The organism is Paraburkholderia sp. A3BS-1L, assembly GCF_051125215.1.
Lineage (GTDB): Bacteria > Pseudomonadota > Gammaproteobacteria > Burkholderiales > Burkholderiaceae > Paraburkholderia.
Map to the genome: position 1 here is coordinate 612,509 of NZ_CP120443.1, position 25,491 is coordinate 637,999.

Genomic DNA, 25,491 nt, shown 5'->3' on the forward strand with positions numbered 1-25,491 from the left:
ATGCTTCACTCGGTCAACGCGATGGTGGCGCTCGCTTGCGCGGCCGCGGGCTGTCTGCGCTGCAGCGCCGCGATGCACACGAGCGAGATCGCCGCAAGCGCGCTATAGAAGAGCGCCAGCGGCCACCATTGGCCGGGAAAGTCGTGGGCGAGCAGCGTGCCCACGAGCGGCGTGAGACCACCCGCGAGCGCCGCGCAGCATTGGTAGGAGATCGAAATAGCCGAATAGCGCACGCGCACCGGGAAGGCGTTCGTCATGAAGCCTGCCATCACCGCATACGAGCTCGCCATGCACATCACCGCAATGGCAATGCCGATCACGATGGCGGCCGGCTTGCCCGTGGAGACCAGCACGAACATCGGATAAGGCGAGAGCATCGCGAGCCCGGCAGCGAGCTTGAGAAAGCGGCCCGCGCCTACGCGCTGCGCGAACCAGCCCGAGGCGAGCTGGGTGAAGAACTGGATGAACGCCACGACGAACAGACAGTCGAGAATCAGCGCGCGGTCGAGGCCGAGCGTCTGCGTCGTGTAGTTGAGCATGAAGGTGTTGACGAACCACGCCCCCGCCACGCCGATCACGTTGGCGCCCAGGCACAGCAGCACGGTTCGCCAGCTGTCGCGCAGCACGTCGAGGATGGGCAGCGCGGCGGTGCGGCGCTGGGTCTTGAGCGCTTCGAACTCGGGCGATTCGCCCACGCCCGAGCGGATCAGCAGGCCCACCACGAGCAGCACCGCGCTCGCGATGAACGGCAAACGCCAGCCCCACGAAAAAAGCGCAGCCTTGTCCAGATGCGCGACGCTGCGAAACGCGAGCAGCGCGAGAATCAGGCCCGCTGGACTGCCCAATTGCGCGAACGAGGCGAGGAACGTGCGTTTTTCCTTGGGCGCATGCTCGCCCGCCATCAGCACCGCGCCGCCCCATTCGCCGCCGATCGCGATGCCCTGCGCGATGCGCAGCGCGACCAGCAGGGCCGGCGCGAGCGCGCCCGCGCTGGCGTAGGTCGGCAGGAAGCCGATGCCCACGGTGCCGAGCCCCATGATCGAGAGCGTGGCCACGAGCGCCTTCTTGCGGCCGATGCGATCTCCAAGATGGCCGAACACGAGCCCGCCGAGCGGCCGCGCGAAAAAGCCCACGGCGAAGGTGCCGAACGAAGCGAGCGTGCTGTAGAAGGGCTCGGTCGACGGGAAGAACAGCTTGCCGAAAATGAGCGCCGCTGCGGTGGCGTAAATGTAGAAGTCGTACCACTCGATCGTCGTGCCGACGAAAGCGGCCAGTGAAGCGCGCGCGGGTTGGCGCGTGGGGATGCTCGTCATGTTGTCTCCTGTGTCGACCAGAGTTGGCGCTTTAGCTGTCGGCCGGAGTTAGTGCTTCTGCACTTACTCCGGGCCCGTGCAGAGCGCTTGCTCGGGTCTCATGCAACGCATTGGTCGGTCGAGCCGGCTGGGGCCGGTCTTCTGTCCGCGGATGTTTCGCGAGTTTGTCTTCGGGTTGCTACGGATTCCTCATCCTTTCACCACACCCGCATCGAACAGCTTCTGCTGGGTGGCGGCATCAATGCCGAGCGCGTCCAGCACCGCGCGCGTGTCGCCGCCAAGCGCGGGCGGCGGCGTGCGATAGGTGGCCGGTGTGCGCGAGAGCTTGACCGGCGCGCCGGTGCCGCGATAGCCCTCCATCTCCACCAGCATGCGGCGATGCTGCGTGTGCGGATGGGCGGCCACGGCGTCGACGGTCTGCACGGGGCCGCACGGCACGCCGGCCGAGATCAGGTCGCGCGCGAGCGGCTCGCATGCGTGCTGCGCGAGCCGCGCTTCGAGGGCCGCCTTCAATTCGGGCCGGTGCGCGCAGCGGCTGCGGTTGTCGGCGAAGCGCGGGTCGTCGGCGAGATCGGGGAGGTCGAGATGCGCGCAAAGCTTCGCGAACTGGCGGTCGTTGCCCACTGCGAGGAAGATGGGCGCGGTGGCGGTCGCGTAGCTGTCGTAGGGCGCGATGTTCGGATGCGCGTTGCCGCTCCTCTGCGGCGTGCGTCCGTTGCCGAAGAAGTTCGGCAGATGCGGATGCAGCAGCGCGACGCCGCAGTCATAGAGCGCGATGTCGACCGATTGGCCCTGGCCGCTTTTTTCGCGCTCCGCGAGCGCGAGCAGGATGCCGGCGAGCGCGTTCAGGCCCGTCACCATGTCGACGATGGGCAGGCCGATGCGCAGCGCGGGCCCGTCGCTTTCGCCGTTCACGCTCATGAGGCCGGCCATCGCCTGGATTACGGCGTCATAGCCGGGCAGGCCGCCGAGCGGGCCGTCCGGGCCAAAGCCGGAGATCGCGCAATGGATCAGGCGCGCAAAGCGCGGCTTGAGATCGCGTTCGTAATCCATGCCCCAGCGCGCGAGCGTGCCGGGCTTGAAGTTCTCGACGAGGACGTCGGCGCCTTCGAGCAACTGCCAGAGAATCGCGCGGCCTTCGTCGCGAGACAGGTCCACGGCGATGCCCTGCTTGTTGCGGTTCACGCCCATGTAGTACCAGGCGGTGTCGTCGAGAAAGGGCGGGCCCCAGCCGCGCGTTTCGTCGCCGTCGGGCGGCTCGAGCTTGATGACCTCGGCGCCATGATCGGCCAGCGCCTGCGTGCAGTACGGGCCGCCCAGCACGCGGCTCAGGTCGATTACGCGCAGTCCATGCAGTGCGCCATTGACCTTTCCCCGCGCAGATGTTTCGGATATCTGATGAATGTTCATCGCGCGGACCTCACTGTGCGGGCAGCAACTGCATCGCATCGGCGAGCGGTAGCGGGAGTTCGTCGACGAGCGCGCGCAGTTGCGCGGCGCTGGCGTCGCGTTCGTCGAGCGCGAGCGGGTCGCGCGGCAGCAGCTTGTGGCGCACGATCAGGTGCGCGAGCGCGAGACGCCGGTAGTCATGCGCGCAGCGCGAAGAAACCTGCGCGGCTTCGCAAGCCATGAAGGCGGCCGTGGCGGCATGATAGAGCGCGCTCGCGGCCTGGCGCACCGATTCGTCGCGGCCGCACTCGGCCACGCTCTCGAGCGCCGTGCCCGCGCGTTCGAAGGCGGCGCGCAGGAGCGCCGCGCTCGCTTCCGGCAGACCGCTTTCCGCAAGCTGTGCGCGCACGTAGCGCGCGAGCGCATCGAGCGCGCCTTCGCGTTTGGCCGCGCGCGCCACGTCGAGCGCGACGATGTTGCTCGTGCCTTCCCAGATCGAACCCAGATGCGCGTCGCGCACGAGGCGCGGGTCGCTCCATTCCTCGATATAACCCACGCCGCCGCGCACTTCCATGGCGTCGCCGGTCACGCGGCGCGCGTCGCGGCACGCGCGGAACTTGACGAGCGGCGTGAGGATGCGCACGCACTTCGCGGCGAGCTCGTCGCCATGGTCGGCGCGCGCGAGCAGCGTGGCGATCTGCATGAACATCGTGCGGGCCTGCTCGGCGGGCAGCATCATCTTGAGCAGCTGGCGCTGCATCAGCGGCATCTCGATCAGCTTGCGGCCGAACGCTTCGCGATGGCGCGCCACGTGCAGCGCCTCGGTGAGCGCGCGGCGCATGAGGCCCGCCGCGCGCACGCCGTTCGACAGGCGGGACATGTTGATCATGTCCGCCATCTGATGAAAGCCGCGGCCCACTTCGCCGATCAGATACGCCTGCGCGCCTTCGAGCACGATCTCGCCGCTCGCCATCGAGCGGCTGCCGAGCTTGTCCTTCAGGCGCACGATGCGATAGCGGTTGCGCGTGCCGTCGGGCAGCGTCTTCGGCAGCAGAAACAGCGCGAGGCCCTTGATGCCCGCAGGCGCATCGTCGGGGCGCGCGAGCACCATCGCGAGATCGGCGTCGGCGTTCGAGCAGAACCACTTGTCGCCGTGCAGGTGCCAGATGTCTGCGCCACTCGCGCCGCGCTCCTTCGTGGCGCGCGTGGCGATGCGCGCGACGTCCGAGCCCGCGGCCTGCTCGGTCATGAACATCGCGCCCTGATAGAGCGTGTCGAAGTCCTGCGAAGCGAGCATCGGCAGATAGCGCGCGATGAGCTCGGGCGAGCCGAAACGGCGCAGCGTGCGCGTGAGCGAGTCGGTCATGCTCACCGGGCAGCACAGGCCGAACTCGGCCTGCACGAACAAATAGGTGAGCGCGTATTTGACGAGCGGCGCGGGCGGGTTCTCGCGATGGCTCATTGCCGCGAGGCCCAGCTCGGCGTACGCGACGCGTTCGAGCGCGACGTAATCGGGGTGCTTCTCGATGCTCTGGATGGGCTCGCCGCGGCGCGTGCGCGGCTTCAGCGTGGGCGGATTGCGGTCGGCGACGAGCGCCAGCGCATCGAGTTCGTCGGAGGCGCGCTGGCCGAGCGCGACGAGCTGGGGCTCGATGGCCGCGTAGGCCGCATCGCCGAGATAGCTGCGCAGCAGCGGGGCCAGAGCGGGGTCGCTCGTGAAGAAGTTGATGCCGCGGCTGTCGGGAATATTGGTCGAGCCGTCGGCCTGCGCGGCGACGGCGGGAAGATCGCTCATCAGGGTGTCTCCAGGGGTTTGTTCGGATCGGCGCGCGCACTGCGCCGTAATGGAAAGCAAGCTTAGGCAGCGCAACGATAACCGTCCAATACAAACGATGTCCTGTACGATAAGCAGCATCTATCGATAAAGGCACCCGGAGACACCGAAATGGAACTCAAGCAATTGCGCTATTTCGTGGCCGTGGCCGAGGAGCTGCATTTCGGCCGCGCGGCGCGGCGGCTCTTCATCTCGCAGCCCGCGCTGAGCTTCGATATCCGCAAGTTCGAAGAGCAGCTGGGCGTGCAACTGCTGGAGCGCACCAACAAGGCCGTCGCGCTCACGAACGCGGGCTACGTGCTGCTCGAAGAGGCGCGGCGGCTGCTCGAACAGGCCGACGAAGTGCGGCGCATCGCGGCGCGCTCGGCGCATGGGCTCGCGGGGCGGCTGCGCATCGGCTTCGTCAACTCGATGCTGTATCGCGGGCTGCCCGAAGCGGTCCGGCGCTTCGAAGCGGATCACCCCGCCGTGGAGGTTGTGATGCGCGAGATGAACACCATCGAGCAGGTCCATGCGCTGCAGCGTTTGCAGATCGATCTGGGCTTCGCGCACTGGGGGCGCTTTCCCGCTGAGGTGCAATCCGAGCCGCTGTTTTCCGAGCCATTTCTGTGCTGTCTGCCGGCGGGGCACCGGTTCGCGCGGCGCAGGCGCATCGAACTCGCCACGCTCGCGCGCGAGCCGTTCATTCTGTTTCCGCGCTCGGTGTCGCCGCATTATCACGATCAGATCATCGCGACTTGCGTGGATGCGGGCTTCAGTCCGCAGATCCGTCACGAGGCGCGCCTGTGGCAGACCGTGGTAACGATGGTGGAGTTCGGCATGGGCATCGCGCTCGTGCCCGCGGCGCTCGGCAACATGGGCGGCGAGCGCGCGGTGTTTCGGCCATTGGCAAGCAATCCTTATGAGTCGCAGGTGCTCCGGCTGGTGCGCACGGGCGAGACCGACGCCATCGTGCAAGGTTTCGCGGGGTATCTGGCAGTGCAGGAGCCGGGCAGCTAGCCCGTGATGGGGGGGGCCTTACGCGCTCACCTGATCGTCGCGCGTCGCGTGCGACGGCGGCGGCAGCGGGCCGCCATCGGCGAGCAGCTGGGTGATGCGCTTCGCGTCGAGCGGCTTGCTGAAACGGTAGCCTTGCGCTTCCACGCAGCCGAGCGCCAGCAGGAACTCCTGCTGCGCGAGCGTCTCGACGCCTTCCGCAATCACCGATAGTTCGAGCGCCTTCGCCAGCGTGACGATCGCTTTCACGATCGCAGCAGTGTCGTTTTCATCGATCCTGTGCACGAACGCCCGGTCGATCTTGATGCGATCGACCGGCAGCGCGCGCAACTGGCTCAGGCTCGAGTAGCCCATGCCGAAATCGTCGATCGCCACGCTGATGCCGACGCGGCGCAACTCATGAAGGCGGCGCACGACAATCTCGGGCTGCTGGATCAGCGCGGTCTCGGTGACCTCGAGTTCGAGCCCGGCTGGATCGATGCCCGTGTCGCGCAAGCTGGCCTGAAACGTTTCGACGATATTCGCGCGCTGCAGCTGCAGCGGCGACAGATTGATCGAGATGCGCCCCGGCGCAATGCCCATGCGCCGCCAGACGGCGGATTGGCGGCATGCCTCGTGCAGCACCCATTCGCCGAGTCTGGCTACGAATCCCGACTTTTCCGCAATCGGCACGAAGTCCGCCGGGGCGATCTCGCCGTAAATCTCGTCGTACCACCGCACGAGCGCTTCCACGCCCACTACGCGGCCGCTGCGCATGTCCACCTGCGGCTGGTAATGGAGCCGCAGCGCGCCGGCTTCGATCGCCTTTCTGAGGCGCGCCGAAAGAATCAGCTTCGCATCGGCGTCCGCGCGCATGTCGGGCCGATAGCGTTCCCAGCAATTGCGGCCGCGATTCTTGGCCGCGTACATCGCCATGTCGGCGCAGGGGATCAGCGTCTGGGCATCGCCCGCATCGGTCGGAAACACGCTGACGCCCACGCTCGCACTCACCACGAGTTCATGCCCGTCGACGAGCACGGGCTGGGCCATCGCCGCGAGCACGGCATCGGGCAGATCGAAGCGCGCCGCGTCGCCCCGCGCGCCGGGCGCCACGATGATGAACTCGTCGCCGCCGTAGCGGCCGACGATGTCGCCAGGCCGGGCGCACGCGCGCAGACGCGCGGCAACCTCCACGAGCAGTTGGTCGCCGACGCTGTGCCCGAGCGCATCGTTGACGGTCTTGAAGGCATCGAGATCGACGAACACCACATGAACCGCAGCGCCGTCGCGGCCCTGGGCGGCGAGCAGCGTCTGCAGTCTTGCGCTGATCGCCGCGCGATTCAGGAGCCCGGTCAGGCTGTCGCATTCGCTCAGCTCGCGCATGCGGCGCGAGCGATCGAGCAGCTTGACCGAGACGTCATGCGTCGTTTTGGCGAAGAGGAGCGGATAAATGAAGATGATGGGCAGCCAGGCCGGCGCGATCTGCCCATTGAAGGGATCAAGGGCGATGCCAAAAATCGCCACGCCGGCTGCAAGCCCCGCCGCGCTGGCGAGCGTCCCGGCGGCGAACAGCGTCCACCCGCCGATCGCCATATTGTCGAGCGAGAACATCAACAGGGTGACGATCGTCGCAACCGGCTCGAAATGCACGGCGGCGACGAGCCAGCCGCCGAACACCGAATCGATGAGCATGTTCCGTCGCTCTTTGCGCGGTGCATCGGCGATAACGGGGCCCACGAGCCGGTGAGCGAAATGCGGCCAGAGCAGGCAGACGGCCAGCACCACGGCAAGGACCCAGGCGGGCGCCTGCTGCAGGCGCAGCAGGAACAGGACGGGTAGCGTGCCCATTGCGTAGCCCAGGGTCCTGAGCACGTAAATGCGCTGCACAAGGCCAATAGTCCAGGCGTTATCGCCCTGGGCGGACGTGAGCACGCGGTCTCCTGAATGGGTTCATATGATTTAACGAAAGAGTAGACCAGATCGGGTGATCGCGCGCAGGTGATCAAAAACGGGGGAGCATCAATGCCCAAATCTCCCCCCAACCTACCCAACCTCCGCCCGAATTCCGGCCTAACCGCAACTGCCGATTTCCCCGCACGCGGTGCAGAAGTCGCAGCCATCGCGCCGGATGACCGCGTTCGCGCCGCACGAACCGCATTTGCGGCCGAGCATCGCGTGCGGCGCGGCGAGCGCCGCATCGGCGGGCAGCGCATTGGGGCCGTCCAGCACCTGGTCGCCCGCGCGGGCTGCGGCATCGGCTTCGTCGATGGCCGCTGATGCCAATGAGGCGTTCGAGAACGCCGCCGCTTCGGCGCGCCGCTGGGCGAGCAGCCGCGACGGCACCTGGCGCCCCTCGGCATCCAGAAAGCCGCGCCGGTGCAGGATTTGCTGGATCGCATAGGCGATCGCCGCGACCTCGGAGTCGTGCCACCGAGGCGTGCGCGTGCCGTCGAGCCGCTGTGTCTGCCCGTAGCGCACCTGGCCGCGGTCCCACGACACCTTGCGCAAGTCCTGCAGATTGCGCGCGACGAAGCCGCCGCGCGCCGCGAGCGAGAGCGAACGCATCGTCGCCGTGATCCATTGCTGCGACTCGTCGCGCTGGCCGACGGGGATGAAGAATTCGATGGGCCGCTCGATCGTCACGGATTCGCCGCCCACCTGGCCCGTCACTTCGAGGAACGAAACGGCCACGTAGAGCGAGACCTTGCCGGTCTGCGTGAGGTATTCGATTTTCTCGATCACGGCGGGCAGCTCGCCCTTGGGCCGATGGTCGATCGCCACGCGCAGCGGGTCGAGCAGGGCGTCGCCCTGGGCGTCGTCGAGCGCGTTGCCGGCGGCGGGCAGCGTTTGCAGCACCGCGCCGAGCGTCTCGTTGGGCCGATAGGTGGCGAGGCCTTTGAGGCCGCGCCGCCAGGCGTCGAGATAGAGGTCTTCGAACGCGTCGAACGGGTAGTCGGCGGGCACGTTCACGGTCTTCGAGATCGACGTGTCCACGAACGGCTGCACGGCCGCCATCATCGCCACGTGTTCCTGCGCGCTCATCTGCAGCGCGCTCACGAAATAGTCGGGCAAGGTGTCGACGTCGCCGCCGAGCTCGCGATAGACGCGCCACGCGTGGTCCTCGACCATGAAGGTTTCGTTGCTGCCGTCGGCCATGCGGCGGGTGCGCTGGTAGGTCCACGAGAACGCGGGCTCGATGCCGTTCGAGACGTTGTCGGAGAACGCGAGGCTCACCGTGCCGGTGGGCGCGATCGAGAGCAGATGGCTGTTGCGGATGCCGTGCGCGCGGATCTCGGCCTGCAGGTCCCCAGGCAGGCGCGAGGCGAAGGTGCCGGGCGCGAGATAGGTGGCGGCATCGAACAGCGGGAACGCCCCGCGCTCGCGCGCGAGCGCCACCGACGCGCGGTAGGCCGCGTCGCGCATGGTGCGGCCCACGCGCGCGCCGAACGCGCAGCCGGCCTCCGAGTTGTAGCGGATGCCGAGCATCACGAGCGTGTCGCCGAGGCCGGTGAAGCCCACGCCGATGCGCCGTTTGGCTGCGGCTTCAGCCTGCTGCTCGGGCAGCGGCCAGAGCGTGACGTCGAGCACATTGTCGAGAAAGCGCACTTGGGTGGCGGTGCGCGCGGCGAGCTCGTCCCAGTCGAAGGCGGGCTGGCCACCGCGCAGTTGCGCGAACGGCTCGCGCACGAAGCGCGTGAGGTCGAGCGGGCCGAGATTGCAGCAGCCGTAGGCGGGCAGGGGCTGCTCGCCGCACGGATTGGTCGCGCGGATGCTTTCGAGCGCACGCAGATTGTTGTCCTCGTTCATGCGCGAGATGAACACCACGCCGGGCTCGGCCATGTCGTAGGTCGAGCGCATGATGGTGTCCCACAGCGCGCGGGCGCGCTTTTCGGCGTAGACCCACAGGCCGTCTTCGCGCTGCTTGAGATCGCCCGCTGCGCGCAGCGCGGGCGAGGGTTCGGCGCGATGCACGAGCGGCCAGATCTCGTCGTTTTCGACGGCGCGCATGAACGCGTCCGTGACCGCCACCGAGACATTGAAGTTGTTCCAGCGGCCCTTCGAATGCTTGGCCTCGATGAACTCGGGCAGGTCGGGGTGATCGCAGTCGAGCACGGCCATCTGCGCGCCGCGCCGCGAGCCCGCGCTCTCCACGGTGCGGCACGAGGCGTCGAACACGTCGATGTAGCTGCACGGCCCGGAAGCGCTCGATCCCGTCGATTTGACGTGCGCGCCGCGCGGGCGGATCGCCGAAAAGTTGTAGCCGACGCCGCCGCCGCGCCGCATGGTTTCGGCGGCTTGCAAGAGCGCCACGTAGATGCCGGGGCGGCCTTCGTCGTCGGTGCCCTGGATGCTGTCGCCCACTGGCTGCACGAAGCAATTGATCAGCGTGGCCTCGATGCCGGCGCCCGCCGCGCTCATGATGCGGCCCGCGCCCAGCGCGCCGTGGCGCAGGTTGTCGACGAAGCGCGCCTCCACTTCGGTACGCAGCGCGGGCGGCTCGGCCTGTGCGACGCCGTGGGCGACGCGGCGGTAGATGTCGTCGGCGCTCTGCTCGTCGCCCTTTGCGTACTTTTCGAGCATCACGTCGAGCGAGAAGGGCTGGACAGGCGGCTTTGAAGCGGGCTTTGGAGCGGGCGTTGAGGCCGACTTGGAGGCGGACTTTGAAACGGACCTTGAAGCGAGCGGAAGCGGGGGCGTGTTTTCTGCCATGGCGGGGCCTCTCGGAGCGCCGCGCCACACGTGGGCGAAAACAAACGATGCGATGGGCGCGCGGCGGTTGCTGGACGGGGCGTCCGCTGCGCATGCTGTGCGCAACCGGCGCCATCTTGTGCAACCTTACCGCAGTGGCGGCCGGGTGTCGCCGGCGCTTACCGCTCTTCGATCAGGTCGCCGAATACTTCTGCCGCGATCATCACCGAAGCATTGAGCGGGGCCGGTCGTTCGGCGGGCTTGAACACGGCGTCGCCGCGGCGGATCTTGCGGCGCGTGACGGCGCAGGTTCCCGAGGTGTGCGCCGAGCGGCGGCGCCAGCGCTGCTCGCCATAGTGGCAGCGGCCGGGTTCGACCCAGCGGATCACGAGCGCGGAATCCGTTTGTTCGAGGATTTCGATGCGTTCACCGTGGATTCCGTCAAGCGCGAGGCACGCGTTCTTTGTCATTGTCGGCTCCGTAAGTGGGTGTGCCCGGACTGTATTCCTGCGCGCTGTCGAGAGCCATTGTGCCCGCGTAGAAACACCGTTGCGGTTACCGAAACAATCCCCCTGCGACACATTGCGAATGACGAAGGAATGCGGGTTTGCGGGCGATCAAGGTTTGACCTGCCGAATTTGTGCAACGCAGTGTTGTACCAGGCGCGACATGACTGTGGCCTGGAGGAGGGAGTGTTCAAACGCTGGAAGGTGGCGCCCATCTGGTCAAACGCGGCCTGTCGCCGCACCTGGGCGTTCGCGTTTTCAGCGTGCCGCGCTTATGCTGGCGGCTCGCGGCGGGAAACATTTGCTGCACCGCACGCGCCGTCTTGCTGAATTTTTATGAGGTTACATGATTCAACGCCCACCCGCTCCGAACTCCGCAAACGAGCAAAAACTCCAGCGCTTCGCGTCCGCCGCGCTGTTCGCCGTGCTCGTCCTGCTCGCGCTGTGGGTCGTGCGCGAATTTTTGCCCGCCGTGGCCTGGGCGAGCGTGGTCGCGATCGCGCTGTGGCCGGCCTATCAAGCCATCGAGCGGCACCGCTGGTTCAAGTGCCGCACGACCTGGATCGCCACGGTGCTCACGGTGGCCATCGCGCTGCTCGTCGTGCTGCCGATCACGGTCACGGCGATCCAGGCGGGGGGCGAGGCCCACGAGCTCTATCTGTGGCTGCGCGCGGCCCAGGAGAACGGTGTGCCGGTGCCCGACTCCGTCGCGCGGCTGCCGATCGGTAGCCATACGGTGAGCGCCTGGTGGCAGGCGAATCTTGCGCAGCCGCTCAAGGATTCGTCCGCGATGAAGAGCCTGCATGGCGATACCCTCGTCTCGTTCGGCCGGCATTTCGGTGCGCGCGCCTTGCATGCGTCGATGACCTTCGGCTTCATGCTCGTCACGCTGTTCGTGATCTTTCAGGCGGGGCCGAGGCTCTCCGGCACCGTGATGCGCGGCGCGCGGCGCGCGTTCGGCGCGGACGGCGCGCAACTGCTTCAGCGCATGGCTTCGGCCGTGCGCTCGACCGTGACGGGACTCGTGGTCGTCGGGCTGGGCGAGGGTGTGCTGCTCGGCTTTGCCTACGTGCTCACCGGCGTGCCGCACGCGGCGCTGCTCGGCACCGTGACCGCCATTGCGGCAATGGTGCCGTTCTGCGCGCCCGTGGTGTTCTGCGGCGCGGCGCTGTGGCTGCTGGTGCAGGGCTCGGTCATCGGCGCCATCGTGCTCGCGGTGTGCGGCTGCGTGGTCGTGTTCGTCGCCGAGCACTTCGTGCGGCCCGTGCTGATCGGCAATTCGACGCGCCTGCCCTTTCTGCTCGTACTGTTCGGCATTCTCGGCGGCGCAACCACGTTCGGGCTGATCGGCATTTTCATCGGCCCGGCGCTCATGACGGTGCTGATGGTGCTGTGGGTGAACTGGGCCGAGTGACGCGGTTGCTTTTGCCCTCGGCTTCTTGAGGCTCGCGCTCAGCGCACGCTCAGTGCACGCAGGCGAGCGCGTACTTGAGCGCGGCGGGCAGCAACTGGCGCCAGACGGGCCAGACGTGGCCGCCATCGACGATGCGCAGCGCAGCCGGATTGCCGGCCTCGCGCAAGCGCGTGTAGAGCAGCGACGACTCGGCCTGGATCACGAGGTCGTCGTCGCCCGAGGCGATGAAGATGGGGATGCGCCAGGGCCGCCCGAAATAGCCGCTCCAGAGCGCGGGATAGTTGAGCGCGTGCCAGACCTGCGAGTCGAACTGATGCTCGCCGAAGACCCCCACGCGCCGCGCCGACGATGAGCGCGGCGGCTCGCCCGAGTAGATCGCCGGCGAGAGCAGCAGCGTGCCGCAGAACATTTCCGGGTGTTCGAGCGTGTAGCGCAGCGCGCCGAATCCGCCCATCGAGACGCCGCCGATTGCCCTGCCGTCGCGCTGGTTCTCGACGGCGAAGTGCGATTCGATCTCCGAAATCAGATCGGCGAAAAAGGCCGTCTCCATCTTTTCCTTGCGGTCGACATACCAGTCGGTGCCGCCTTGCGGCATCACGATCACGACTGGTGGAATCTCGTGGCGCGCAATTAGCGTGTCGGCGGTGTTTTGCAGGCCGCCTTGGGTGACCCAGTCCATCGCGTCGCCGTTGTTGCCGTGCAGCAGGTAGAGCACCGGATAGCGTGCGGCGTCGGTGCGATAGCCGGTGGGCAGATAGACCGCGTAAGGCCAGTCGCGCCCGAGCGCCGTCGCGTGGAAGCTGTGCATGGCGACCGTGCCGGCCGTGGCGCGCCCGGCGAACGGGACGAGCGCCGCGAAGGTCGCGAAGGCCATGAGGATCACGAGCGCCGCGCGGAGCAGCGCCACGCGCGCCGCGGCGAAAGACGGTGCGAAAGACGGTGCGAAAGACGGTGCGAAAGACGGTGCAAAGTCCGCGGTGCGGGGAGGTCTGCGCATGGCAGGCGTGGCCGATGAGGAAGGCGCGTCAGCGGCGCGCGGGCCCATCATGCTAGCAGCGGCCCGTGCGCGCCGGAAGCGCGGCGGCGCTTTTCAGGCCGACCCTTCTTCAGGCCGACACCCTCGCGCGCGAGGGCAGCAGGCGCTTGAGCGGATCGGATGCGCGCGCAACCAGCAGCAGCGAGGTCAATGCGATGGCGTCGGCGGCGAGGCCGAGCGGCACGTTCAGATAGCCGTCGGTGTACCAGTAGAGGACCGAGTCCACCGTCAGCGAGATGACCGCGCCGGCCACGAACGACAGCATCCCCTTGCGGCCTACGAGTCCCACCCACGGCAGCGCGGCGGCGAGCTTCTTCGCCCAGCCGAGCCGGATCATGTGCGCGGTGAGCCACGCGATGCCGAAGAAGTTGACGGCGCGAAACCACGCGAGATTGCGCTTGTAGTCGCTGTCGAGCGTGGTGTCGCCCAGATGCAGGCGGTAGATGGCGGCGGCCACGACAACGGCGAGCGCGAGCGCGGTGACGAAAGCACCGAGCCTGCGCTGCGCGGTGACGCTCTGGAACACCGGCTGCGCCTGGGCAATCACGCCGGCCACGAACATCAATTGCCAGCCGAACGGATTGAAGTCCCAGCTCATGTCGGCCACGTGCGGCAGCCACGGCGTGAGATACGGGCCGATGGCCCACAGCGCGAAGCTGATAGCGGCCAGCAGCCACGGGCGCGTGCGCGCGAGCGGCAGGGCCAGCGGCGCGGCCAGCGCGAAGCACGCGTACATCGGCAGCACGCCCGCGAGATACGGCTGGCGGCGCAGCAGCACGATATCGCGCAGTGCGGCGGCGGGGGCGAGCGTGAGATCGTCGAGATCGGTGGTGGCGAGGTTCGGCGCGTCGACGTTGCAGGCGACCATGATCGCGGTCACGAGCAGCATGAGCAGCGCGGTGACCACGAAGGCGCGGTAGATCTCGAACGCGCGCTTGATGAAGCGCTGGCGCGCGGCGGCCTCGGTGCGGCGCGCGCAAAGCGCGGCCCACGCGGTGGCCGTGGCGAAGCCGCCCAGGAACACGAACACTTCGGCGGCATCGCACAGCGCGTAAGCATGCAGCGTGACGCGCGAGAGGATGCTGCCGCCGATGTGATCGACGACGATGATCAGCAGGACAAGGCCACGAAAGAAGTCGAGCTCGACGAGACGTTTGGGTGACTGTGACATGGATCGGGCGTCAGCCGGCTGTGGCGCGCCATGTGGGGCTAGGTCGGCCGGGGAGGGCGCGCACGGCCGACCTGGCGCATGCAAAAAGGTCGCTGCAGTGGCGGGCCGCCTCCCGCACGAAGCCGGAGGGGCGCGAAAAGTCAAAAGCCCCCGCGAATGCACAACGGAGGCCCCAGGAATGACCTGAATTGACGCGTCAAGGTTCCCATGCTTCGGGTTATCCGCTTGACGGGGGCAATACTACATGAGTTTCAAACGGCTTTCAGGAGACTCGGCTACTTAAGTTCTGGTTCAGCCTGCCGATATGTCGGATGAGCGCTCGATCTGACTCTATTTCAGTGCGCGCGGGACGAGAACATTCTTCGTATTTTTAAGATTTGTATCAGAGTGTTGTTGCCTACCGGATATATGTGAAATGCGTTTTACAATGCCAGACGGTTTTTAAGATGGATTCGGAGCTGCTGTCATGGAATTTGCGCGACGGTAGCGGATTTTGTCATGTAAAGCCCGCAATTTGAACGCGGATGGGGCCGGGCCGGCGCATGCGACTGGCCGGAGAGCGGAAGGGAGCGCGTTTCGACGCTGCAGACCTGCTCGGGCGCCCGAGTGGCGTTCCGTTGCGATGAGCGGCTTTGCATGGGACAGGAGAGCAACAACCATGTTCGACGATCGTTCCGGGCAAGGCGCCAACGGTCTGGCGCGCCGTCTCTGGCAATGTCTCGCAGGCTTCGGTCTCGCGGCATTGCTGGGCGCTTGCGCAAACGTTGACCAGCAACCGGCGCAGCCGCAGCCGCAGCCCGATCAGTCGGCTGCCGCGAGCGCCGCATCGGATGCGGCCGCCACCGCCGCGAAAGCGTCGGCGAGCCAGCTGCAAGCAGCCGCGCCTGTCACGCGCGTGGTCACCAAGACCACGTGGATACGTGTGCGCCGCGGCGACTCGCTGCTCGGGATCGCGGCGAGCCACAAGGTTGCGGTCAAGGACATCGCGGCATGGAACGGCATCAAGCCCACCAGCCACGTGCGGATCGGCCAGTCGCTCAAGCTGGTCTCTAAGCAGACGATCACGGTGCAAGCCGCGGCGCCCGCGCAATCCGGCGGCGCAGCAAGCAAGGGAAGCAGCGCGGCAGCAGATTCGGCGGCAAGCTCGACGACGAGCGCCGAGGACAGCCGCCAGGTCGCGGCCGAAGTCAAGCGCCATGCCCGCAGCGTGGCGCTGGTGTGGCCCGCTAAGGGCAAGGTGGTGGAGCCGTTCGAGCCGGGCACGACGCGCGGCATCGAGATCGCAGGCAAGGCCGGCGACCCGGTGATCGCCGCCGCCGACGGCAAGGTCATGTATGCGGGCACGGGCCTGAACGAATACGGCAGCCTGATCATCGTCCAGCACAACAAGGACTTCCTGACGGCTTATTCGCACAACCGGCGCCTGCTCGTGAGGACGGGAGACATGGTCCACCAGGGCCAGCAGATCGCGGAGATGGGCAGCGAGAACAACGACCGCGTGGCGGTGATGTTCGAGGTGCGCCGCGACGGCAAGCCGGTCGACCCGATACCGTATCTGCCCGCTCCGCAGAGCTGAGCGCGCCGTTTCGGAGCGCGGCGCAAGGGCGTCGCGTCCGATTGCCGGACAGCTTCGCTTGCTCGATCAGATAGAGCCAACACATTGCCATAAAGCAAAAAACGTCCTGACGCATCGCCGCGTCAGGACGTTTTTTCAATCAGCGCAAACCGCGCGCTGCTGAAAACCGCGTCTCAAAACGCATCTCCCGGCACCCGCACCGACCCTTCCATCAGCACGCGCGCGCTGCGGCTCATGATGGCTTTCTTGACCACCCACTCGCCGTTTTCCTCGTGCGCCTCGGCGCCCACGCGCAGCGTGCCCGACGGATGGCCGAAGCGCACCGCTTTGCGCTCGCCGCCGCCCGCCGCGAGATTCACGAGCGTGCCCGGAATGGCCGCCGCCGTGCCGATCGCCACCGCCGCCGTGCCCATCATGGCGTGATGGAGCTTGCCCATCGACATCGCGCGCACCAGCAGATCGACGTCGCCGGCTTCCACGCGCTTGCCGCTCGAAGCCGCATAGCCCTGCGGCTTCGCCACGAAGGCAATCTTCGGGGTGTGCTGGCGCGTGGCGATCTCGTCGAGGTCCTTGATGAGGCCCATGCGCAGCGCGCCGTGCGCGCGGATGGTCTCGAACTTCCTCAGCGCTTCGGCGTCGCCGTTGATGGCGTCCTGCAGTTCCGTGCCCGTATAGCCGATGGCTTCGGCGTTCACGAAGATCGTCGGAATGCCGGCGTTGATCATGGTGGCCTTGAGCGTGCCGACGCCCGGCACTTCGAGGTCGTCCACGAGTTGGCCGGTGGGGAACATCGCGCCGCTCGCGCCTTCTTCTTCGGCGGCGGGGTCGAGGAACTCGAGCTGCACTTCGGCGGCGGGGAAGGTCACGCCGTCGAGCTCGAAGTCGCCGGTTTCCTGCACCTCGCCGTCCGTGATGGGTACATGCGCGACGATGGTCTTGCCGATATTGGCCTGCCAGATGCGCACGGTGGCGGTGCCATTGGCGGGAATGCGGCTCGGGTCGACAAGCCCGCCGCTGATCGCGAACGGACCGACCGCGGCCGAGAGATTGCCGCAGTTGCCGCTCCAGTCGACGAAGGCGCGGTCGATGGCGACCTGGCCGAACAGATAGTCGACGTCATGGTCGGGCCGGCTGCTTTTGGCGACGATCACGGTCTTGCTGGTGCTGGAGGTGGCGCCGCCCATGCCGTCGATCTGCTTGCCGTAGGGGTCGGGGCTGCCGATCACGCGCATGAGCAGCTTGTCGCGCGCCTCGCCGGGTTGCTGCGCGGCTTCGGGCAGATCCTGGAGGCGGAAAAACACGCCTTTACTGGTGCCGCCGCGAATGTAGGTGGCGGGAATGCGGATCTGGGGTTTATGTCCCATGGAAAAAATCCTGTATCGATGAAGTTACGCGATCTCCCCTCTCCCTTGAGGGAGAGGGGCCGGGGGAGAGGGGGAAGTGTTCTTGCCGAGCGCGCCAAGAATTGCCTCCAGCACCGCTTCGGTGTTCAGCAATATCTCGTCGTTCCAGAAACGCAGCACCGTAAAGCTTTGGCGCTTCAACCACGCGTCACGCACCGCATCGTTGGCGTTGTCGTTGTGCTGGCCGCCATCGGCTTCGACGATCAAGCGCGCACCGAAATGCACGAAGTCCACGATATACGGACCGATGGGTTGCTGGCGGCGGAATTTCTGACCGTGCAGGCGATGCGCGCGGAGGTGGCGCCAGTGCAGCCGTTCCGCGTCGGTCATGGTTTGGCGCAGGGCTCTGGCTCGTTGGGTCTGATTCATCGCGTTTCCCTTTCCCCTCTCCCCAGCCCCTCTCCCCCAGGGGGAGAGGGGCTATCGCCGGTTACGCCGCCTGGGAGGACTCCAGGAAGTCTTGTGCGAAGCGCTGCAGTACGCCGCCCGCTTCGTAGATCGAGACTTCCTCCGCCGTGTCCAGGCGGCACGTGACCGGCACTTCCACGCGCTCGCCGTTCTTGCGCTGGATCACGAGCGTGAGGTCGGCGCGCGGCGTGCGCTCGCCAATCACGTCATACGTCTCCGTGCCGTCGATGCCCAGCGTCGTGCGGTTCGTGCCCGCCTTGAACTCCAGCGGCAGGACGCCCATGCCGATCAGGTTCGTGCGGTGAATGCGCTCGAAGCCCTCCGCAACGATCACTTCCACGCCCGCAAGACGCACGCCCTTGGCCGCCCAGTCGCGCGACGAGCCCTGGCCGTAGTCCGCACCCGCCACGATGATGAGCGGCTGTTTGCGTTCCATGTAGGTCTCGATGGCTTCCCACATGCGCGTGACCTTGCCTTCCGGCTCGATGCGCGCGAGCGAGCCCTTCTTCACGGCGCCGTCCACCACGGCCATCTCGTTGATGAGCGTGGGGTTCGCAAAGGTTGCGCGCTGCGCCGTGAGGTGGTCGCCGCGGTGCGTAGCGTACGAGTTGAAGTCCTCTTCGGGCAGGCCCATTTTCGCGAGGTATTCGCCCGCTGCGCTGTTCGCCAGGATCGCGTTCGAGGGCGAGAGGTGGTCGGTCGTGATGTTGTCGCCAAGCACGGCGAGCGGGCGCAGGCCCTTCAACGTGCGCTCGCCCGCAAGCGCGCCTTCCCAGTACGGCGGACGGCGGATGTACGTGCTTTGCGCGCGCCAGTCGTAGAGCGGGTCGGTGGTCTCGCCGCTGGCGGCCGTGACCGCGAACATCGGTTCGTACACCTTGCGGAACTGCTCGGGCTTCACACTTTGCGCGACGATGGCGTCGATTTCCTCGTCGCTCGGCCAGATGTCCTTCAGGTACACCGGCTTGCCGTTCTGGTCCGTGCCCAGCGAATCCTGCTCGATGTCGAAGCGGATCGTGCCGGCAATCGCATACGCGACCACGAGCGGCGGCGAGGCAAGGAACGCCTGCTTCGCATACGGATGGATGCGGCCGTCGAAGTTGCGGTTGCCCGAGAGCACGGCGGTTGCGTACAGGTCGCGGTCGATGATCTCCTGCTGGATCTTCGGATCGAGCGCGCCAGACATGCCGTTACACGTCGTGCACGCGAACGCCACGATGCCGAAGCCCAGCTTTTCGAGTTCGGGCAGCAGCTTCGCGTCTTCCAGATACAGCTCGACCGCCTTCGATCCCGGCGCGAGCGAACTCTTCACCCACGGCTTGCGCGTGAGGCCGCGCGCGTTCGCGTTGCGCGCGAGCAGCGCGGCGGCGATCACGTTGCGCGGGTTGCTGGTGTTCGTGCAGCTCGTGATGGCGGCGATGATCACCGCGCCGTCGGGCATCTGCCCCGGCGTTTCTTCCCACTTGCCCGCGATGCCGCGCTCGGCCAGTGCCGAGGTGGGCAGGCGCTTGTGCGGGTTCGACGGGCCGGCCATGTTGCGCACCACGCTCGACAGATCGAACGTCAGCGTGCGCTCGTACTGCGCATTGGCGAGCGTGTCGGCCCACAGGCCGCCGGTCTTGGCATACGTTTCGACCAGCTTGATCTGCTCTTCCTCGCGGCCCGTGAGGCGCAGATAGTCGAGCGTCTGGTCGTCGATGAAGAACATCGCGGCCGTGGCGCCGTACTCGGGCGCCATGTTCGAGATGGTCGCGCGGTCGCCGAGCGTGAGGCTCGACGCGCCGGCGCCACGGAACTCCAGATATGCGCCCACGACTTTTTCCTTGCGCAGGAACTCGGTGAGGGCGAGCACGATGTCGGTGGCGGTGATGCCGGGCTGGCGCTTGCCCGTGAGCTCCACGCCGACGATGTCGGGCAGGCGCATCCACGAGGCGCGGCCGAGCATGACGTTCTCGGCTTCCAGACCGCCCACGCCGATGGCGATCACGCCGAGCGCGTCCACGTGCGGCGTGTGGCTGTCCGTGCCCACGCAGGTGTCGGGGAACGCCACGCCGTCGCGCGCCTGGATCACCGGCGACATCTTCTCCAGATTGATCTGGTGCATGATGCCGTTGCCCGGCGGAATCACGTCGACGTTCTTGAACGCTTTCTTCGTCCAGTTGATGAAGTCGAAGCGGTCCTCGTTACGGCGGTCTTCGATCGCGCGGTTCTTCTTGAACGCGTCCGGGTCGAAGCCGCCGCATTCGACGGCGAGCGAGTGGTCGACGATCAGCTGCACCGGCACGACCGGGTTCACCTTGGCGGGGTCGCCGCCCTGGTCGGCGATGGCGTCGCGCAGGCCGGCGAGATCGACGAGCGCGGTCTGGCCGAGGATGTCGTGGCACACGACGCGCGCGGGGAACCACGGAAAGTCGAGGTCGCGCTTGCGCTCGATGAGCTGCTTGAGCGAGTCGGTGAGCGTGGCCGGGTCGCAGCGGCGCACGAGGTTTTCGGCGAGCACGCGCGAGGTGTAGGGCAACGTGCTCCATGCGCCGGGCTGGATGGCCTCGACGGCTTCGCGCGCGTCGAAGTAATCGAGCCGGGTGCCGGGTAGGGGCTTGCGGTAGGCGGTATTCACGGCTGTGGGGACCAATGGTGTAGTGGGGTTGCGGCGGGCACGCGCGCCGTAAGCGATGTGCTCACTCTACGCGCACGTGCCGCCGTCTCCCAGCCTGCCAAACGGCATAGTCCGTCCGGCAGGCTGGCGTGCCTCGATCAGCGCTTGCCGATCGGCGTGAACTTCAGATTCTCCGGACCCGTGTAATTGGCGCTCGGGCGGATGATCTTGTTGTCGATGCGCTGCTCGATGATGTGCGCGCTCCAGCCGGCCGTGCGCGAGATCACGAACAGCGGCGTGAACATCGCCGTCGGCACGCCCATCATGTGGTACGAAACCGCGCTGAACCAGTCGAGGTTCGGGAACATCTTCTTGATTTCCCACATCGTCGATTCGAGGCGCTCGGCGATGTCGAACAGCTTCAGGTTCGACTGCTCCTTCGAGAGCTTCTTCGCGACTTCCTTGATCACCTTGTTGCGCGGGTCCGAGATCGTGTAGACCGGGTGGCCGAAGCCGATCACGACTTCCTTCGCTTCCACGCGGCGGCGGATGTCGGCTTCCGCCTGATCCGGCGTGTCGTAGCGCGACTGGATCTCGAACGCGACTTCATTGGCGCCGCCATGCTTCGGGCCGCGCAGCGCGCCGATCGCGCCGGTGATGGCCGAGTACATGTCCGAGCCCGTGCCGGCGATCACGCGGCCCGTGAAGGTCGAGGCGTTGAACTCGTGCTCCGCGTACAGGTTCAGCGAGACATGCATCGCGTCGACCCACGACTTCGACGGCTCGCGGCCGTGCAGCAGGTGCAGGAAGTGGCCGCCGATCGAGTCGTCGTCGGTTTCCACTTCGATGCGCTTGCCGTTGTGCGAGTAGTGATACCAGTACAGCAGCATCGAGCCGAGCGAGGCCATCAGGCGGTCGGCGATGTCGCGCGCGCCGGGCAGGTTGTGGTCGTCCTTCTCCGGCAGCACGGTGCCGAGCATCGAGACGCCCGTGCGCATCACGTCCATCGGGTGCGCCGAAGCCGGCACCCATTCGAGCGCCGCCTTCACGTTCGCGGGCAGGCCGCGCAGCGCCTTGAGCTTGGTCTTGTAGGCAGCGAGCTCGGCGGTGTTCGGCAGCTTGCCGTGCACGAGCAGGTATGCGACTTCTTCGAATTCGCACGCGGTGGCGAGATCGAGAATGTCGTAGCCGCGGTAGTGCAGGTCGTTGCCGGTGCGGCCCACGGTGCACAGCGCGGTGTTGCCCGCGGTCACGCCGGACAGCGCGACGGACTTCTTCGGCTTGAAGGCGCCTGCGGCTTGCGTGGTGTTGTCGGTTTCGCTCATGGTGTCGTCCTTCCTCTCTCTAATCTGGGCAGATAGTTGAATGCTTGTGCGGCGTTACTTCTTCGCGGCGAAGAGCGCGTCGAGCTTGTCCTCATACGCGTGATAGCCGAGGTACTTGTAAAGGTCCTCGCGCGTTTGCATCGTCGAAACGGCGGCCTTTTGCGTGCCGTCGCGCTTGACCGTCTCATAGAAGTTCAGCGCCGCCGCGTTCATTGCGCGGTACGCGCCGCAGCAGTAGAGCGCGATGTCCACGTTGGCGCTCTTCAGTTCTTCGGTCGTGAAGAACGGCGTCGAGCCGAATTCGGTCAAGTTCGCGAGAATCGGCACCTTCACGGCCGCGCGGAAACGGCGGTAGTCGTCGAGCGTCTTCATGGCTTCGGGGAAGATCATGTCGGCGCCCGCTTCCACGTAGGCGACCGCGCGCTCGATGGCGGCGTCGATGCCTTCCGCGGCTGCTGCATCGGTGCGGGCCATGATCACGAAGCCATCGTCGGTGCGCGCGTCCACGGCGGCCTTCACGCGGTCCACCATTTCGTCGGTCGAGACGACTTCCTTGCCCGGGCGATGGCCGCAGCGCTTCTGGCCCACCTGGTCTTCGAGGTGCACGGCGGCGACGCCCGCCTTGATGAACGACTTGATCGTGCGCGCGATGTTGAAGGCGCCGCCCCAGCCGGTGTCGATGTCGACCATCAGCGGGATGTCGACGGCGTCGGTGATGCGGCGCGCGTCGATCAGGACGTCGTCCATCGTGCTGATGCCGAGATCCGGCACGCCGAGCGAGTTGGCGGCCACGCCGCCGCCCGAGAGGTACACCGCCTTGAAGCCGGTCTGCTCGGCGAGCTTGGCGGCATAGGCGGTGATGGCGCCCACGACCTGCAGCGGTTGTTCGGTGGCTACGGCCGCGCGGAATTTCGCGCCGGCGCTTGCGGGGGATTTGCTGTTCATGTGTGCGAGTCTCCAAAGGAACGGGGCTCATACTGCAGATACCGTGCCAGCTCTGACCAACGCCGCTAATGCGTTGATTTTTCGCCTGATCGCGCCGAGGCCGCCTTGCGCCCCAATTTCCTGCATGAAATTGTGATTTCAAATTTGAAATCATCGCGCGATAATGAAATTTCGAGCCGATGATGAACCGCCGCCCCATGAATCGCTTTCCCACTGCTTCCGAATTTCGCCCGCGCGTCTGGGCGATGGGCATCAGCCGTCTGCGCGACCTGTTCCGCGACATCGCCGGCGAATACGAGGGGCTGGCCGACCTGCGCGTGGTCCCGCGCGGCTTCGAGGAAGCCGCGGCCGAAATCGCGGCGGCCGCGCCCCATCAGCGGCCCGACGTGGTCGTGGCGGCGGGCTCGAACGGCACCTGGCTGAAGGCGCGCATCGACTTGCCCGTGGTGCTCGTGCAGCCCACCGGCTTCGACGTGATGCAGGCGCTCGCGCGCGCGCGCCGCGAGGCCGACCTCGTCGCGCTCGTGACTTATGGCGAGACGCCAGCCGAAGTACGGCGCTTCGCGAGCGCCTACGGCCTCGATGTGGTGTTCGCGTCCTACCGCACCGTGCAGGACGCCGAGGCTTGCGTGCTGGACCTGCGCGACCGGGGCGTGGGCGCGGTGGTGGGGCCGGGTCATGTGAACGACCTTGCGGCGCGGCTCGGGCTCGTGCCGTTTTTCGTCTACTCGCGCTCCTCGGTGCGGCTCGCCTTCGACAACGCGCTCGAAGTCGTGCAGGCCACGTGGCGCGAAACGCAGCGGCGTCAGCGCCTCGACAGCGTGCTCCAGCATCTGCGCGACGGCGTGGTGGCGCTCGACGCGAACGGGCGCGTGGAGGCGATCAACCAGCGCCTTGCCGCCGTGCTCGGCGTCGACCCGGCGGCGGCGGCGGGCCGCTCGCTCGAAGAGCTCGCACCCGACATCGCCTTCACGCTGCCCGACGCCGACGGCGAATCGCTCGAAACCGTGCGCGGCGTGAGCTATGTCGTGCATCGCGGGCCGCTCGTCGACAATGGCGTGGCCTCGGGCGCGGTGCTCACGTTCCAGGAATCGCGCGCGGTGGAGCGGCTCGACCGCACCTTGCGTTCGCGCCAGCGCACCCAGCAATTCGTGGCGCGCTACCGGCTCGGCGACCTGAGCGGCGCGACGCCGGGCATCGCGCGCGTGCGCGAGCTCGCGCAGCGCTACTCGCGCTCGGACGCTACCGTGCTGATCCGCGGCGAAAGCGGCACCGGCAAGGAGATGGTGGCGCAAGGCATCCACCGCGAGAGTGCGCGGCGCGATTTCCCGTTCGTGGCGATCAACTGCGGCGCGTTTCCCGAAGCGCTGCTGGAGAGCGAGTTGTTCGGCTACGAGGAAGGCGCGTTCACGGGCGCGCGGCGCGGCGGCAAGGTCGGGCTGATCGAGGCCGCGCATCGCGGCACGCTCTTTCTCGACGAAATCGGCGAGATGCCGCTGCCGCTGCAAAGCCGTCTGCTGCGGGTGCTGCAGGAGCGCGAGGTGGTGCGCCTCGGCGCAACCGAACCCACGCGCGTGGACGTGCGCGTGGTGGCGGCCACGCACCGCGGGCTCACCGAGCAGATCGACTCGGGCGAATTCCGCGCGGATCTGTTCTATCGGCTGAATATTCTGAATCTGGCGATTCCGCCGCTGCGCGAGCGCGGCGCGGACATCGTGCCGCTCGCCGCCGAGTTGCTGCAGCAGTCGGCGCGCCGCGAGCCGCGCGTGGCGCTGCGCATCCGCAACCAGGACGACGCGGCGCGCGCGCTCGCGCCCGTCGGCGACGCGCTTGCGCGTCATGCGTGGCCAGGCAACGTGCGCGAATTGCAGAACGTGGTGGAGCGGATGGTGGTGGAGCTGGCCGATTCTGACGTGGACGTGCTCACGCCCGAGGTGCTGCGCTCGATCGCGCCCGAGGTGTTCGAGCTGCGCGGCGGCGCAGCGCGAGGAATGTCCATGCCGGGCGCAGCGGCGTTGCACGATGCACGGGCCGTGCAGGATGCGACGGCCGCTCCGGTCGATATGCCAGCCGGTCCGGCCGGTCAGCCGCTCACCTTGCGCGAGCGCAGCCTGCACGTGGAAGCCGACGAGATTCGCGCAGCGCTCGAAGCGCATGGCGGCGACCGCGACCGCGTGTGCGCGCAGCTTGGCATCAGCAAGACGACGCTCTGGCGGCGCCTGAACGCCGCGAAGGCCAAACCGGGCGCGAATCACGCAGGCGGAGGAAATGGAGAGGGTGTGCGGCGCAAAGCGGCGCGCGAGTCCTGACGTGGGAGGGCGTGCGAGGGCGTGCGAGGACGCGCCGCCGCCCTCGTCGCGCGCTCAGTTCTTGATGCCGTTGAGCAGCTTCGCAACCCCGCCGTGCAGGTGCAGCACCTCGGGGCTCTTTTGCAGGAGCGCCTGATAGCGCTCGAAAAACTCCACCGACTCCTCGCCTGCGAAGAGCCCAGCCACGCCTTCGGCGGCGCCCACGCGGTCTTCAGACTTGGCGTCCTTGGCGTCGAGCGTTTCGTCGACGTTCGCAATCACCGTCGAGAGCGGCATCAGCCAGCGGAACTCCGGCCCGTTGATCAACACTTGCAGGAAGGCCGCCGGCGGCGTCGGCCCGAACTCGCGTTCATATACGGCGCGCTCGTGGTCGAGGATCGCCTTGTGCAGCGTGAGGAGCGGCTTGCGGATCTCGGAGAGGAACTGGATTGCGCGGGCTTCGTCCATCGTGGCGGCTCCTGGAGTGGGTTCGACATCGCGCGGCGCGCAAGGCGCGCGCCCATGGCGACGATGGTAGCGCAACAGGGCAGCGCGCGTGACACCGATGCGGTGTGATCGAAGCCAGGCGGGTGGGCGCGCCCGGGAGCGCGGCGCTACACTCG

The 25,491-nt window shown here is 67.2% G+C and carries 18 protein-coding genes; 4 read left to right on the forward strand and 14 right to left on the reverse strand.

What is annotated here, in order from left to right; genetic code table 11:
- Positions 1 to 5 precede the first annotated feature (5 nt).
- The 3 genes from P5W99_RS17960 to P5W99_RS17970 form a co-directional block, all read right to left on the reverse strand.
- Complete coding sequence (locus P5W99_RS17960) at positions 6 to 1,313, reverse strand: MFS transporter (protein WP_421026531.1); 1,308 nt, start codon at positions 1,311 to 1,313, stop codon at positions 6 to 8.
- Positions 1,314 to 1,502: 189 nt separating this feature from the next.
- Positions 1,503 to 2,723, reverse strand: a complete 1,221-nt coding sequence (locus P5W99_RS17965) for a CaiB/BaiF CoA transferase family protein (protein WP_421026532.1) — start codon at positions 2,721 to 2,723, stop codon at positions 1,503 to 1,505.
- Between the two features lie 10 nt (positions 2,724 to 2,733).
- The gene (locus P5W99_RS17970) at positions 2,734 to 4,497 is read right to left on the reverse strand and encodes an acyl-CoA dehydrogenase family protein (protein ID WP_421026533.1); all 1,764 of its coding nucleotides are present in this window, start codon (positions 4,495 to 4,497) and stop codon (positions 2,734 to 2,736) included.
- Between the two features lie 150 nt (positions 4,498 to 4,647).
- Between P5W99_RS17970 and P5W99_RS17975 the strand changes: the two genes are divergently transcribed.
- Positions 4,648 to 5,535, forward strand: coding sequence for a LysR family transcriptional regulator (locus P5W99_RS17975; protein WP_434664083.1), 888 nt, complete (start codon positions 4,648 to 4,650; stop codon positions 5,533 to 5,535).
- 18 nt (positions 5,536 to 5,553) lie between these two features.
- Here the strand turns inward: P5W99_RS17975 and P5W99_RS17980 are convergent, their stop codons facing one another.
- The 3 genes from P5W99_RS17980 to P5W99_RS17990 form a co-directional block, all read right to left on the reverse strand.
- On the reverse strand, positions 5,554 to 7,443 hold the full coding sequence (locus P5W99_RS17980; protein WP_434664086.1) for a putative bifunctional diguanylate cyclase/phosphodiesterase: 1,890 nt from the start codon (positions 7,441 to 7,443) through the stop codon (positions 5,554 to 5,556).
- A gap of 138 nt (positions 7,444 to 7,581) precedes the next feature.
- Positions 7,582 to 10,092 carry an adenosylcobalamin-dependent ribonucleoside-diphosphate reductase gene (locus P5W99_RS17985; protein ID WP_434664089.1) on the reverse strand — a complete coding sequence of 837 codons (2,511 nt, stop codon included), beginning with the start codon at positions 10,090 to 10,092 and terminating at the stop codon, positions 7,582 to 7,584.
- 287 nt (positions 10,093 to 10,379) lie between these two features.
- Positions 10,380 to 10,670 carry a DUF3331 domain-containing protein gene (locus P5W99_RS17990; RefSeq protein WP_421026537.1) on the reverse strand — a complete coding sequence of 97 codons (291 nt, stop codon included), beginning with the start codon at positions 10,668 to 10,670 and terminating at the stop codon, positions 10,380 to 10,382.
- Positions 10,671 to 11,052: 382 nt separating this feature from the next.
- Between P5W99_RS17990 and P5W99_RS17995 the strand changes: the two genes are divergently transcribed.
- The gene (locus tag P5W99_RS17995; RefSeq protein ID WP_434664092.1) at positions 11,053 to 12,120 is read left to right on the forward strand and encodes an AI-2E family transporter; all 1,068 of its coding nucleotides are present in this window, start codon (positions 11,053 to 11,055) and stop codon (positions 12,118 to 12,120) included.
- Between the two features lie 49 nt (positions 12,121 to 12,169).
- On the opposite strand, the gene P5W99_RS18000 is transcribed toward P5W99_RS17995, so the two are convergent.
- Together P5W99_RS18000 and P5W99_RS18005 are read right to left on the reverse strand one after the other, a co-directional pair.
- On the reverse strand, positions 12,170 to 12,928 hold the full coding sequence (locus tag P5W99_RS18000; protein ID WP_434664427.1) for an alpha/beta hydrolase: 759 nt from the start codon (positions 12,926 to 12,928) through the stop codon (positions 12,170 to 12,172).
- Between the two features lie 298 nt (positions 12,929 to 13,226).
- Positions 13,227 to 14,327, reverse strand: coding sequence for an OpgC domain-containing protein (locus tag P5W99_RS18005; RefSeq protein WP_434664095.1), 1,101 nt, complete (start codon positions 14,325 to 14,327; stop codon positions 13,227 to 13,229).
- A gap of 658 nt (positions 14,328 to 14,985) precedes the next feature.
- Between P5W99_RS18005 and P5W99_RS18010 the strand changes: the two genes are divergently transcribed.
- On the forward strand, positions 14,986 to 15,903 hold the full coding sequence (locus P5W99_RS18010; protein ID WP_421026540.1) for a peptidoglycan DD-metalloendopeptidase family protein: 918 nt from the start codon (positions 14,986 to 14,988) through the stop codon (positions 15,901 to 15,903).
- A 173-nt stretch (positions 15,904 to 16,076) separates the two neighbouring features.
- On the opposite strand, the gene prpF is transcribed toward P5W99_RS18010, so the two are convergent.
- From prpF to prpB, 5 genes are all read right to left on the reverse strand, one after another.
- On the reverse strand, positions 16,077 to 17,267 hold the full coding sequence (gene prpF / locus P5W99_RS18015) for a 2-methylaconitate cis-trans isomerase PrpF (protein ID WP_434664098.1): 1,191 nt from the start codon (positions 17,265 to 17,267) through the stop codon (positions 16,077 to 16,079).
- Positions 17,268 to 17,291: 24 nt separating this feature from the next.
- Complete coding sequence (locus tag P5W99_RS18020; RefSeq protein ID WP_421026542.1) at positions 17,292 to 17,675, reverse strand: endonuclease domain-containing protein; 384 nt, start codon at positions 17,673 to 17,675, stop codon at positions 17,292 to 17,294.
- 61 nt (positions 17,676 to 17,736) lie between these two features.
- A complete protein-coding gene (gene acnD / locus P5W99_RS18025) occupies positions 17,737 to 20,331 on the reverse strand; it encodes a Fe/S-dependent 2-methylisocitrate dehydratase AcnD (protein WP_421026543.1) in 2,595 nt (864 codons plus the stop codon).
- Positions 20,332 to 20,468: 137 nt separating this feature from the next.
- Positions 20,469 to 21,635, reverse strand: coding sequence for a bifunctional 2-methylcitrate synthase/citrate synthase (gene prpC / locus P5W99_RS18030; protein ID WP_421026544.1), 1,167 nt, complete (start codon positions 21,633 to 21,635; stop codon positions 20,469 to 20,471).
- 54 nt (positions 21,636 to 21,689) lie between these two features.
- Entirely contained in the window at positions 21,690 to 22,580 is an 891-nt protein-coding gene (gene prpB / locus P5W99_RS18035) for a methylisocitrate lyase (RefSeq protein ID WP_421026545.1), read from the reverse strand.
- Positions 22,581 to 22,777: 197 nt separating this feature from the next.
- On the opposite strand from prpB, the gene prpR reads away from it, so the two are divergent.
- Positions 22,778 to 24,889 carry a propionate catabolism operon regulatory protein PrpR gene (gene prpR, locus P5W99_RS18040; RefSeq protein ID WP_421026546.1) on the forward strand — a complete coding sequence of 704 codons (2,112 nt, stop codon included), beginning with the start codon at positions 22,778 to 22,780 and terminating at the stop codon, positions 24,887 to 24,889.
- Positions 24,890 to 24,943: 54 nt separating this feature from the next.
- Here prpR and P5W99_RS18045 read toward each other — a convergent pair whose 3' ends face one another.
- On the reverse strand, positions 24,944 to 25,336 hold the full coding sequence (locus P5W99_RS18045) for a hypothetical protein (RefSeq protein WP_421026547.1): 393 nt from the start codon (positions 25,334 to 25,336) through the stop codon (positions 24,944 to 24,946).
- Between the last annotated feature and the right edge of the window lie 155 nt (positions 25,337 to 25,491).

Bases quoted from the DNA above. Each gene is read 5' to 3' on its own strand.
- P5W99_RS17990 (WP_421026537.1), bottom strand. From the start codon at position 10,670: ATGACAAAGAACGCGTGCCTCGCGCTTGACGGAATCCACGGTGAACGC.
- P5W99_RS17975 (WP_434664083.1), top strand. From the start codon at position 4,648: ATGGAACTCAAGCAATTGCGCTATTTCGTGGCCGTGGCCGAGGAGCTG.
- P5W99_RS17965 (WP_421026532.1), bottom strand. From the start codon at position 2,723: ATGAACATTCATCAGATATCCGAAACATCTGCGCGGGGAAAGGTCAAT.
- P5W99_RS18010 (WP_421026540.1), top strand. From the start codon at position 14,986: ATGTTCGACGATCGTTCCGGGCAAGGCGCCAACGGTCTGGCGCGCCGT.
- P5W99_RS17995 (WP_434664092.1), top strand. From the start codon at position 11,053: ATGATTCAACGCCCACCCGCTCCGAACTCCGCAAACGAGCAAAAACTC.
- P5W99_RS18005 (WP_434664095.1), bottom strand. From the start codon at position 14,327: ATGTCACAGTCACCCAAACGTCTCGTCGAGCTCGACTTCTTTCGTGGC.
- P5W99_RS17960 (WP_421026531.1), bottom strand. From the start codon at position 1,313: ATGACGAGCATCCCCACGCGCCAACCCGCGCGCGCTTCACTGGCCGCT.
- prpC (WP_421026544.1), bottom strand. From the start codon at position 21,635: ATGAGCGAAACCGACAACACCACGCAAGCCGCAGGCGCCTTCAAGCCG.
- P5W99_RS18020 (WP_421026542.1), bottom strand. From the start codon at position 17,675: ATGAATCAGACCCAACGAGCCAGAGCCCTGCGCCAAACCATGACCGAC.
- P5W99_RS18045 (WP_421026547.1), bottom strand. From the start codon at position 25,336: ATGGACGAAGCCCGCGCAATCCAGTTCCTCTCCGAGATCCGCAAGCCG.
- prpR (WP_421026546.1), top strand. From the start codon at position 22,778: ATGAATCGCTTTCCCACTGCTTCCGAATTTCGCCCGCGCGTCTGGGCG.
- prpB (WP_421026545.1), bottom strand. From the start codon at position 22,580: ATGAACAGCAAATCCCCCGCAAGCGCCGGCGCGAAATTCCGCGCGGCC.
- P5W99_RS18000 (WP_434664427.1), bottom strand. From the start codon at position 12,928: ATGCACAGCTTCCACGCGACGGCGCTCGGGCGCGACTGGCCTTACGCG.
- prpF (WP_434664098.1), bottom strand. From the start codon at position 17,267: ATGGGACATAAACCCCAGATCCGCATTCCCGCCACCTACATTCGCGGC.
- P5W99_RS17970 (WP_421026533.1), bottom strand. From the start codon at position 4,497: ATGAGCGATCTTCCCGCCGTCGCCGCGCAGGCCGACGGCTCGACCAAT.
- P5W99_RS17985 (WP_434664089.1), bottom strand. From the start codon at position 10,092: ATGCTCGAAAAGTACGCAAAGGGCGACGAGCAGAGCGCCGACGACATC.